At 70.3% G+C, this 10,312-nt stretch carries 11 protein-coding genes; 6 read left to right on the top strand and 5 right to left on the bottom strand.

The window, feature by feature from the left end; genetic code table 11:
• The 4 genes from ACFE8Y_RS10635 to ACFE8Y_RS10620 all read right to left on the bottom strand — a co-directional run.
• A partial coding sequence (locus ACFE8Y_RS10635; RefSeq protein ID WP_375464351.1) for a 2Fe-2S iron-sulfur cluster-binding protein occupies positions 1 to 721 on the bottom strand: 721 nt, incomplete at its 3' end.
• An 11-nt stretch (positions 722 to 732) separates the two neighbouring features.
• Entirely contained in the window at positions 733 to 2,292 is a 1,560-nt protein-coding gene (locus ACFE8Y_RS10630) for a formate dehydrogenase beta subunit (RefSeq protein ID WP_375464350.1), read from the bottom strand.
• Positions 2,289 to 2,762, bottom strand: a complete 474-nt coding sequence (locus tag ACFE8Y_RS10625; protein WP_375464349.1) for a formate dehydrogenase subunit gamma — start codon at positions 2,760 to 2,762, stop codon at positions 2,289 to 2,291. The genes ACFE8Y_RS10630 and ACFE8Y_RS10625 overlap by 4 nt, the downstream gene beginning before the upstream one ends.
• Before the next feature lie 371 nt (positions 2,763 to 3,133).
• On the bottom strand, positions 3,134 to 3,421 hold the full coding sequence (locus ACFE8Y_RS10620; RefSeq protein ID WP_375464348.1) for an MTH1187 family thiamine-binding protein: 288 nt from the start codon (positions 3,419 to 3,421) through the stop codon (positions 3,134 to 3,136).
• 169 nt (positions 3,422 to 3,590) lie between these two features.
• Here ACFE8Y_RS10620 and ACFE8Y_RS10615 point away from each other — a divergent pair, with 169 nt between their 5' ends.
• Both ACFE8Y_RS10615 and ACFE8Y_RS10610 read left to right on the top strand, forming a co-directional pair.
• Positions 3,591 to 4,403 carry a lytic transglycosylase domain-containing protein gene (locus ACFE8Y_RS10615; RefSeq protein ID WP_375464347.1) on the top strand — a complete coding sequence of 271 codons (813 nt, stop codon included), beginning with the start codon at positions 3,591 to 3,593 and terminating at the stop codon, positions 4,401 to 4,403.
• A 302-nt stretch (positions 4,404 to 4,705) separates the two neighbouring features.
• On the top strand, positions 4,706 to 5,947 hold the full coding sequence (locus ACFE8Y_RS10610) for a tlde1 domain-containing protein (protein WP_375464346.1): 1,242 nt from the start codon (positions 4,706 to 4,708) through the stop codon (positions 5,945 to 5,947).
• A 44-nt stretch (positions 5,948 to 5,991) separates the two neighbouring features.
• On the opposite strand, the gene ACFE8Y_RS10605 is transcribed toward ACFE8Y_RS10610, so the two are convergent.
• A complete protein-coding gene (locus tag ACFE8Y_RS10605; RefSeq protein WP_375464345.1) occupies positions 5,992 to 6,636 on the bottom strand; it encodes a cupin domain-containing protein in 645 nt (214 codons plus the stop codon).
• 113 nt (positions 6,637 to 6,749) lie between these two features.
• Between ACFE8Y_RS10605 and ACFE8Y_RS10600 the strand changes: the two genes are divergently transcribed.
• From ACFE8Y_RS10600 to ACFE8Y_RS10585, 4 genes are all read left to right on the top strand, one after another.
• A complete protein-coding gene (locus tag ACFE8Y_RS10600; RefSeq protein WP_375464344.1) occupies positions 6,750 to 7,517 on the top strand; it encodes an ABC transporter substrate-binding protein in 768 nt (255 codons plus the stop codon).
• Positions 7,518 to 7,522: 5 nt separating this feature from the next.
• Positions 7,523 to 8,176, top strand: a complete 654-nt coding sequence (locus ACFE8Y_RS10595) for an amino acid ABC transporter permease (protein WP_375464356.1) — start codon at positions 7,523 to 7,525, stop codon at positions 8,174 to 8,176.
• The gene (locus ACFE8Y_RS10590; protein WP_375464343.1) at positions 8,173 to 8,904 is read left to right on the top strand and encodes an amino acid ABC transporter ATP-binding protein; all 732 of its coding nucleotides are present in this window, start codon (positions 8,173 to 8,175) and stop codon (positions 8,902 to 8,904) included. Before ACFE8Y_RS10595 ends, ACFE8Y_RS10590 begins: the two co-directional genes overlap by 4 nt.
• Before the next feature lie 111 nt (positions 8,905 to 9,015).
• The gene (locus ACFE8Y_RS10585; RefSeq protein ID WP_375464342.1) at positions 9,016 to 10,305 is read left to right on the top strand and encodes an NAD(P)/FAD-dependent oxidoreductase; all 1,290 of its coding nucleotides are present in this window, start codon (positions 9,016 to 9,018) and stop codon (positions 10,303 to 10,305) included.
• Positions 10,306 to 10,312 lie beyond the last annotated feature (7 nt).

Here is a 10,312-nt window from a genome sequence, read left to right as displayed (position 1 = left end):
GCTGGCCGTGCTGGTGGATCGACTTCTCCTGGAGCGTCGCGGTCGGGCAGGCCTGGACGCAGGCGCCGCAGGACACGCACTCGGATTCCATGAAGTTCGTCGGACCGGCGGCCACGCGCGAGTCGAAGCCGCGACCGCTGATCGTCAGCGCGAAGGTGCCCTGCACCTCCTCGCAGGCGCGGACGCACCGGTTGCAGACGATGCACTTCGACGGGTCGTAGGTGAAGTACGGGTTCGACTCGTCCTTAGGCAGGTACTTCTCGGCGCTGGGCGCCACGTGGTTGTCGCCCTCGTAGCCGTAGCGCACGTCGCGCAGGCCCACCACGCCAGCCATGTCCTGCAACTCGCAGTCGCCGTTGGCGGCGCAGGTGAGGCAGGTGAGCGGGTGGTCGGAGATGTAGAGCTCCATCACCCCCTTGCGGAGCTTGGCCAGCTTGTCCGTCTGCGTGCGCACCACCATGCCGTTCTCGGCGGGCGTCGTGCAGGAGGCCGGCGTGCCGCGCCGCCCCTCGATCTCGACGAGGCAGAGGCGGCAGGAGCCGAACGGCTCCAGCGAGTCGGTGGCGCAAAGCTTCGGAATCTGCGTGCCGGCGGTCATCGCCGCCGCCATCACCGATGTACCCGCAGGCACGGTGATGTCCATCCCGTCGATCGTCAGAGTGACGGTTTGCTCGGAGACACGGATCGGCGTGCCGTAATCGATCTCTTTGATGAGGGCCATCGGCTGTCTCCTCATTCCGCCGCGATGGGCAAGTCGCCCACGCGGGAAAAATCTTCGGGGAAGTGGGTGATCGCGCTCATCACGGGCATTGGCGTAAGCCCGCCCATGGCGCAGAGGGAACCGTCGGTCATGACTTCACAAAGGTCGGCGATGACGGCGAGGTTCCGCTCAGGGCTGATTCCGGCGATGACCTTGTCCATCGTCTCGACGCCGCGGGTCGCGCCGATGCGGCAGGGGGTGCACTTGCCGCAGCTCTCGGTCGCGCAGAACTCGAACGCGAACCGGGCTTGTTTGGCCATGTCGACGGTGTCGTCGAACACCACGATGCCGCCGTGGCCGACGAGGCCCTTGGCCGCCGTCATCGCCTCGTAGTCCAGCGGCGTATCGAGGAGGTGGTCGGGGAAGTAGGCGCCGAGCGGGCCGCCGACCTGCACCGCGCGCACCGGGCGCCCGGAGAAGGTGCCCCCGCCAAAACCCTCGATCACCTCACGGAGCGTGATGCCGAAGGCGATCTCGATCAGGCCGCCGTGCTTGATGTTGCCGGCGAGCTGGATCGGCAGCGTGCCGAGCGAGCGGCCCATGCCGTAATCGGCGTAGGCCTTGGCGCCGTGCTCCAGGATCCAGGGGGTCGCCGTGAAGGTCATCACGTTGTTGACCAGCGTCGGCTTGCCGAGGAAGCCCTTCAGCGCCGGGATCGGGGGCTTGGCCCGGACGATGCCGCGGCGGCCCTCCAGGCTTTCCAGCAGCGAGGTCTCCTCGCCGCAGATGTAGGCGCCGGCCCCGAGGCGGACTTCCAGATGGAACGCCTTGCCCGACCCCATCACGTTCTCGCCGAGCACGCCCGCCGCGATGCCGTTGGCGATGGCCTCCTTCAGGGTCGCGAAAGCCTGCGGGTACTCCGAGCGCAGGTAGATGTAGCCCCGCGTCGCGCCGACGGCGACGGCGGCGATGGTCATGCCCTCGATGAGGTTGAAGGGGTCGCCCTCCATCATCATCCGGTCGGCGAAGGTGCCGGAATCGCCCTCGTCCGCGTTGCAGACCACGTACTTCTGGTCCGCACGGGCCAGCATCACCGTGTTCCACTTGATGCCGGCCGGGAAACCCGCGCCGCCGCGCCCGCGCAGGCCCGACTCGCGAACCTCCGCGACGATGCCCTCGGGCTCAAGCTTCAGCGCAGCCTCCAGGCCACGGTAGCCGCCGTGGGCGCGGTAATCCTCGACCGAGACCGGATCGACCACGCCACAGCGGTGGAAGGTGAGGCGCTGCTGGCGCGCCAGGAACGGGATCTCTTCGGGGTTGCCGAGGCGGAGCGGGTGGGCCCCGCCCTCGGTCAGGCCGGCGTCGAGGAGCGCGTCGACGTCGGCGAGGGTCACTGGGCCGTAGGCGATGCGGCCCGCAGGCGTTGCGACCTCGACCATCGGCTCGAGCCAAGCGAGGCCGCGCGAGCCGGTGCGGACGATGGTCACGTCGAGGCCGCGGCGCTCGGCACCGGCAAACAGCGCACGGGCGATGCGGTTGGCGCCGAGGCCCAACGCCACGGCGTCGCGGGGAATGGTGATCGTGACGCTCATGCGCGGACCTCGCTCAGCGCCGCTACGAGGGCGTCCGCGGTCAGCCGGGCGATCGGTTCGCCGTCGACGAGCGCCGCGGGGCCGTTGGAGCACAAGCCCAGGCAGTAGACCGGCTCGACGGTGGCGTTGCCGTCGGCCGTGGTGCCGTGCCACCCGGTGCCCAAACGCGACAGGATCTCGGCGTGCAGCCGGTCGGAGCCCATCGCCTGGCAGGCCTCGGCCCGGCACAGCTTCACCGCGTGCCGCCCGGCCGGGTGATCGCGAAAATCGTGGTAGAACGTGATGCAGCCGTGGACTTCGGCCCGCGACAAGTTCAGCGCGTCCGCGATCAGCGGCACGGCGCCCGCGTCGACGTAGCCGAAGGTCTCCTGCAAGGCGTGCAGGATCGGGAGCGTGGCCCCTTCGAGATGGCTGTGTTCGGCGATGATCCCGGATGCGCGGGGCACGCTCCAAGGCTCGAAACGAGGCATATTTTCCTACCTAGTTTGTTCCTGTTCTAAATCCTATCGGAACAGGAATGCCGTTTGCGTTCAAGCGTTCAGTTTCGTCGCCTGACAAAAATTTCCTGTCGCCAGTCGGTGCTGCGGCGAGGATCTACCTTGAGACGGAGCCGTTCGCGGAGATGGTTTCAACAGGCTCGACTTGTCATAATGCAGTGCACCAAAAACCAACGGACGATCGCGACGCAGGTGCCTTGCAATAAAGTACCGGCGCCCTCCAAAGGATCCGCTGATCCATGCGGGAGTCGAGCCCCGCGAGCGTGCAGGGACGTGAGCACGGGAGCCTCGCGCATCGTGACGCCTGTGATAAGGCGGCCTCGGAGCGGACATGGGTGCGGAGGTCAGGAGACCGCGCTGAGCTTCTCGGCCATCGACTGGTCCTTGTCGTGGCGCCACGAGAAGGTCATCGTGCAGAACACGCGCTGGACGCCCATCGCGCTGAGCTTGGCCTCGCACCGTTCGACGAGCGCGCAGATGTCGGCGAGCTCCCCCTCGATGTTCGTGCCGTTGGCGTGCATCTCCGTCCGGAGGGGGCTGGCATCCACGATCGCCTTGATCGCCTTCACGTAAGGGGAGACCGACGGTCCGACGCCCATGGGCACGATGCACAGATCTGCCACAACCTTCATGAACGTCTCCTCGGCATCGATCGCGGCCTTATATCAGGCCGCGCCGTCCGCTACACAGCTTCGCGGATGCAGCGGTGCCCCTGCGAGCGTCGGCCGAACGGCGATGGGCGATCGGGCTTTTACGCCGGGCGGGACCGAGCTTCGCCGCGGCGACCGAGGGAGATTTCGAGTGAGCGACCACAAGCGGCGTGAAACCCTGCGGTACAAGGTTTTGGCGACCCTGGCCTTCGCGGCGCTCGCCTGCGCGGGCGGCGCGGCGCAGGCCGCCCAGTGCGGCAACGCGGCCGGCGGCTTCGAGGCGTGGAAGCGGGAGTTCGCCGGCGAGGCGCGGGGCCGGGCGAGCGCGGAGAGCCTGTCGGCCCTGATGGGCACGTCCTACTCGACGGCGACCATCTCCGCGGACCGCGGCCAGCGCAGCTTCCGCCTGTCGCTCGATCAGTTCCTGGCCAAGCGCGGCGCCTCCACCATCGTCTCGCGCGGGCGGGGCCTCAAGCGGCAGAACGCGGCCCTGTTCTCGTCGATCGAGCAGCGCTACGGCGTCCCGCCCGGACCGCTGCTCGCGATCTGGGGCATGGAGACGGGCTTCGGCGCCGTGCGCGGCAACGTCAACACGCTGTCGGCGGTGGCGACGCTCGCCTACGATTGCCGCCGGTCGGCCTACTTCACCGATCAGCTCTACGCGGCCCTGACGCTGATCGATCGCGGCTTGCTCTCGGCCAGCACGCGGGGTGCCGCGCACGGCGAGGTCGGCCACACCCAGTTCCTGCCCAAGAACGTCCTGACCTACGGCACCGGCGGTGATCTCAACAACGTCGGCGCCGCCCTGACCTCGACGGCGAACTTCCTGAAGGGCCACGGCTGGCAGGCCGGGGCGGGCTACCAGCCGGGCGAGGCCAACTTCGCCGCGCTCCAGGGCTGGAACGCGGCCTCGGTGTATCAGCGGGCCATCGCGCTGATGGGCCGGCAGATCGACGGGGAATAAGGGCGCCTCGCAGCGTTCGTCCGACCGCCGCCGTCAGGCGAACGACGACGGTGCGTCGGGCGTTGCGCGAGGAACGCCGATTCCTTCCGCGGGCATCGACCCGACCCCGCCGCCGGGCGGCGAACCGCCACGATTGATCGCGGATCGACCACAGTCTCGCCCGAGAAAAGCCGGCCGCCCTCGGCTCGCTGCCGCACGGCCGATCGGGCCGGACCGGTGATTCTCCTGCCGCTCGTCTTCACGCCTCGGTGGAAGATGCAGCGATGCTCGGCGGACATCGGCGTCAGGGACGAGGCGTCCGCATGGTCCGGGACTTCCTGCCGCTCCGCGGCTCCGTTGCGCAGGTGCGCGTGTCCGATGGGGCCGCCGGCCGGGTCATGCCCGCGGCGGCCCTCGTCGCGATCCTGGGCGCCCTCGCCCTGGGCGGCCCGTCGTCGTCGAGCCGCGCGCCCTCCGTCGGCCCTCGCGTCGGCGCGGTGCAGGCTCCGATCCCGGCGCCCACGGAAGAGGCCGTCCTGACCAAGTCATCCCCGGGCGCCGACGCGACGGAACCGGTGCCCGCCCTGAGCATCATCCCGCTGAGTGGACCGCGGTTCGCGGAGAAAAATGATGCGACAACGAGGAGATCTAAGCAGGCTTGCGTGGTCGAAGCCACGCAAGCCTGCTTAGGTATCGAGGCGCCGGCCACGTGGCGGAGCGCTTTGCTGGAGCCGATGCCGGGCGTATGGCCGCCCGGCGCCGATGCCGAGCCGTCAACGCCCTCCGCGCAAGGGGAGCCCGCTCCGCCGCCGGAGGCCTCGCCCCAGGAAACGAGCCGGCTGGCGCAGACCGTCCCGCTGCCGGTGCCCCGCCCGCCCGAATTCCGACGTCCGAGCGGTGCGGAGCGGGTGCGCCGGGCGGACCGGCGGACGCCCCGGGCCGTTGCGACCGCGCCTGCACCGGCGGAGGACACCCGCTCGTTCTTCGAGAAGCTGTTCGGCGTGGAGCGGTCACCCGCGCCCGCGCTGGCCTACGCGGCGCTGGAGCGCAGCCCGGCCGACGCGCTGCCGCGCCGGCGGCTCATCCCCCAGCTCCCTCCGGCGGGGGGAACGGGAACCGCGGTCTACGACATCAGCGCGCGCACCGTGACCCTGCCGAGCGGCCAGAGGCTGGAGGCGCATTCTGGCCTCGGCGAGGCCATGGACGACCCGCGCACCGTGCACCTTCGGATGCGCGGCGCGACGCCGCCGGGCACCTACGACGTCGCGGAGCGCGCGCAGCCCTTCCACGGGGTGCGGGCGCTGCGCCTCAGCCCCGTAGACGGCGAGGCCGCCGTCTACGGCCGGGTCGGGCTGCTCGCCCACACCTACATGCTGGGCCCGAGCGGCGCCTCGAACGGCTGCGTGTCGTTCAAGAATTACGACGCGTTCCTGCAGGCCTACCTGCGCGGTGAGATCCAGCGCCTCGTCGTCGTGCCCGGAGGCGGACAGGACGCCTTGCCGAGCTTGGCCAACAGGGGCTCCTTCGTGCCCGGGCGCTCCGCCCGCCTCGGCGGCGACGTGTAGGGCACGCTCGGACGAAGGAAACGCCGGTTCGTCGCCCGGGCGGTTCAGGCGTCGGCGTTCGCGCAGATCGCGTTGACCCACAGGACGACTGCGCGCGCGCGCGCGGACGGATTGCCGAAGCGGTGCGGCCGTCGGCTCGCGAAGCGGAAGCCGTCGCCCTCGGCGAGGTGCAGCGTCCGGGTTTCGACCACGAGCGTCAGGCGCCCTTCGAGGACCAAGCCGGCCTCCTCGCCGTCGTGGGTGAAGAGGTCCGCACCGGTGCTGGCCCCGGGTTCGAGGACGGTGCGGAACAGGCTGAGGCCGCGCGTCCCCGACACCGGCGTCAGCAGTTGCTTGGTGATGCCGGCCCGCCAGAGCCGAAGCTCGGGCCGGTCCCGCTCGGACACGACGATCGGATCGCGGTCCGTCCCCCCGGGTTCGAACAGGCCGCCGATCCCGGTCTCGAGGGTGTCGGCCAGGAGCGCCAGCACCCGCAGCGAGGGCGAGGACAGGCCGCGCTCGACCTGGCTGACGAACCCGATCGAGAGGCCGGTGCGCGCGGCCACCTTCTCCAGCGACAGTCCCCGCCCCTGCCGCAGCGCGCGCAGGCGCCGGCCCACGGCGACGTCGACCGGATCGCCGGAGGCGGTTTCCCGGAGCTTGGGACTGCTCACCGCGGCATCACCCTGCAATCTCAATCCCGGTTTCATGCACGTGAAACGTCCTTGCGTCGAGCGCGCAGGCGTGCGGTATTCTTCATCGACATGAAAGCAGCGGGAACGGCCTCGCCCGATGGCATGACGGTCCGACCGGGGGTCGTGCGATGAGAAACCTGTTCCCCGGCCTGTGTGCCGTTCTCGCCCTCCTGCTCGGCGGGCCGGCCCGGGCCGAGCCGACGCTCAGGGTGGGGGCCACGGCGACCGGTCTGCCCTTCACCTTCCTCGACACCAAGACCAACACCATCCAGGGCGTGATGGTCGATCTGGTGACCGAGGTCGGCCGGCAGGCGGGCTTTTCCGTCGCCGTCGAGCCGCTGCAGTTCTCGACGCTGATCCCGGCGCTCACCGCCTCGAAGATCGACATCATCTCGGCGGCGATGTTCATCACGGCCCCGCGCAAGGAGATCGTCGCCTTCTCCGAGCCGGTCTACAGCTACGGCGAGGGGCTGATCGTCCCGAAGGCCGACGCGCGGGACTACGCGTCGTTCGCCGACCTCAAGGGCGAGACGGTGGGCGCCCAGGTCGGCACCGCCTTCGTCGAGCCGCTGAAGAAATCCGGGCTGTTTGCCGAGGTGAAGATCTACGACACCATCCCCGACATCATCCGGGACGTGAATGCCGGGCGGCTCAAGGCGGGCTTCGCCGACGCGCCGATCCTCGCCTACTACGTCAAGCAGGGCCTGTTTCCCGGCGTCAGGATTGTCGAGACCCTCAAGCCCGCCGTCGTCGCCTCCGTCGGCATCAGCGTGCGCAAGGCCGACGCCGACCTGCTGGGCAGGATCGATGCGGCGCTGGCCAAGCTCAAGGCCGACGGGACCGTCCAGAAGATCCTGACCAAGTGGGGCCTGCCGCCCTCGGCCGACCGGTCCTGAGCGGCGTGCGGGAGTTCCTCGCCGACGCGCAGGAATACCTGCCGATCCTGCTCCAGGGCGTTCGCCTCACGATCCTGATCACGCTCGCCTCCCTCGTCGTCTCGACGCTGCTCGGGTTGTTCTGGGCGATCCTGCGGGTGTCGGGCATCCCGCTGCTCGCGGGCTTCAGCACGGTGATGATCAACCTGCTGCGCGGCATCCCGATCATCGTGCAACTGTTCTACATCTACTTCGTGATGCCCGACTTCGGCGTCTCGCTCAGCGCGGTCCAGGCGGCGGTCGTCGGGCTGGGTATCGCCTACTCCGCCTATCAGGCCGAGAACTTCCGCGCCGGCATCGAGGCGGTGGACCGCGGCCAGGTCGAGGCGGCCCACGCGATCGGCATGGGCTGGTGGATGACCATGCGCCGGGTGATCCTGCCGCAGGCGGTGCAGATCGCGCTGCCGCCCTACGGCAACATCATGATCATGATGCTGAAGGATTCCTCGCAGGCCTCGACCATCACGGTTGCCGAACTCGCCCTCCAGGGCAAGCTCATCGCCTCCTCGACCTTCAAGAACACCAGCGTCTTCACCCTGGTGGCGCTGATGTACCTCGCCTTGAGCCTGCCGCTGATCCTGCTGGTGCGCCACTTCGAGGCGCGGGCGCGCTACCGGTGATCGCGCTCACCGACGTGCGCAAGCGTTACGGCGCGCTGGAGGTCATCAAGGGCGTCTCGGCCACCGTGACGAAGGGCGAGGTCGTGTGCGTGATCGGGCCGTCGGGCTCCGGCAAGTCGACGCTGCTGCGCTGCATCAACGGGCTGGAGGCCTACGAGGGCGGCGAGATCCGCGTCGCCGGCCAGTTGGTCGACCGGAACAGCCGCGGCATCAAGGCGATCCGGACGCGGGTCTCGATGGTGTTCCAGCGCTTCAACCTGTTCTCCAACCGCACCGCGATCGAGAACGTGATCGAGGGGCCGGTCCACGTGAAGGGCGAGCCCCGCGCGGAGGCCGAGGCGCGCGCCCGGGCGCTGCTCGCCCGGGTCGGCCTGTCGGGCAAGGAGGACGCGCGGCCGGGCGAACTGTCCGGCGGGCAGCAGCAGCGGGTCGCGATCGCGCGGGCGCTCGCCATGCGGCCGGACGCGATCCTGTTCGACGAGCCGACCTCGGCGCTGGACCCCGAACTCGTCGGCGACGTGCTGCGCGTGATGCGCGGGCTCGCCGCCGACGGCATGACGATGATCGTCGTGACCCACGAGATGGGCTTTGCCCGCGAGGTCGCCGACCGGGTGCTGTTCCTCGACGGCGGCGTGCTGGTCGAGCAGGGACCGGCCGCCGAGATCCTCAACCATCCCCGGCACCCGCGCACGCTGGATTTCCTGCAGCGCGTGCTGCATCCGATCTAGAGCATTGTCCATGATCCCCGGATCACGAAAAATGCTCTGTCTCCTTGCGTGGTCGCGTTTTCTTCATGCGAGCCGGCAACCACCTCGCTTGAAAATGCCCTAGGAACCGCCTTGTCGGAGCCGTTTCCCCTCGCGCCGTCGCTCTGGGCCGCCACGGCCGCGCCCGCACCCGAGACCCCGCCGCTTGCCGCCTCGGGCCGGGCGGACGTGGTGATCGTCGGCGGCGGCTATTGCGGCCTCTCGACCGCCCTGCACTTGGCCGAGCGCGGCATCCGCGCCGTGGTGCTGGAGGCGCGGGAGGTCGGCTTCGGCGGGTCCGGGCGCAACGGCGGTCAGGTCATTCCAGGCCTCAAGTACGATCCCGCCGACCTCGTCGCGAAGTTCGGGACGGAGCGGGGCGAGCGCCTCGCCCGCTTTGCCGGCGGCACCGCCGACACCGTGTTCGACCTCATCGAGCGCCACGGGATGGACGTGCCGCATCGGCGGACGGGCTGGATTCAGGGGGCGCACACCGAGGCGGGGGTGCGGGAGGTCGAGCAGCGGGCGACGCAGTGGGCCGCGCTCGGCGCGCCGGCCCGCGTCCTCGACAAGGCCGAGACCGACCGGCTGCTCGGCACCGAGCGCTACCTCGGCGGCTGGCTCGACGGGCGCGGCGGCGCGGTGCAGCCGCTGAGCTACGCCCGCGGGCTCGCCCGCGCGGCGATCGGCGCGGGCGCAGCGATCCACGGCGGCACCCCCGTCACCGGCCTCGCCCGGACGGGGTCGGACTGGACCGTCACGACCGCGCAGGGCGCGCACCTGCACACCGAGCGCGTCGTCCTGTGCACCAACGGCTACACCGGCGCCCTCTGGCCGGATCTCGCCCAGAGCGTCATCGCGGCCAACTCCTTCCAGGTCGCCACCGCGCCGCTGTCGGACAACCTGCGCCGCTCGATCCTGCCGGAGGGGCAGGTCTCGTCCGACACGCGAAAGCTCCTGCTCTACTTCCGCCTCGACCACACCGGGCGCCTGCTGATGGGCGGGCGCGGCCCGTTCCGGGAGCCGCGGGGGCCGGGGGACTGGGCCCACCTGGAGCGCATCGTCGGCAAGCTCTTCCCGCAGCTCGGTGCGGTGACGTTCGCGCATCGCTGGTGCGGCCGCGTCGCGATCACGCGGGATTTCCTGCCGCACCTGCACGAGCCGGCGCCGGGCCTGCTCATCGACATCGGCTGCCAGGGCCGCGGCGTCGGCCTGCAATCGACGATGGGGCGCGCCATCGCCGCCTACATCGCGGAGGGCGACGCCGACGCCCTGCCGCTTCCGATCACGCCCCTCGGCCGGCTGCCGCTGCACGCCTTCCACCGGCTCTACGTCTCGGCCGTGATCGCCTGGTACCGCCTGAGCGACGGCGGCCTCCGATAAGGCCCGC

Source organism: uncultured Methylobacterium sp., from assembly GCF_964242245.1.
Lineage (GTDB): Bacteria > Pseudomonadota > Alphaproteobacteria > Rhizobiales > Beijerinckiaceae > Methylobacterium.
This window is presented reverse-complemented; position numbering and strand designations above follow the sequence as displayed.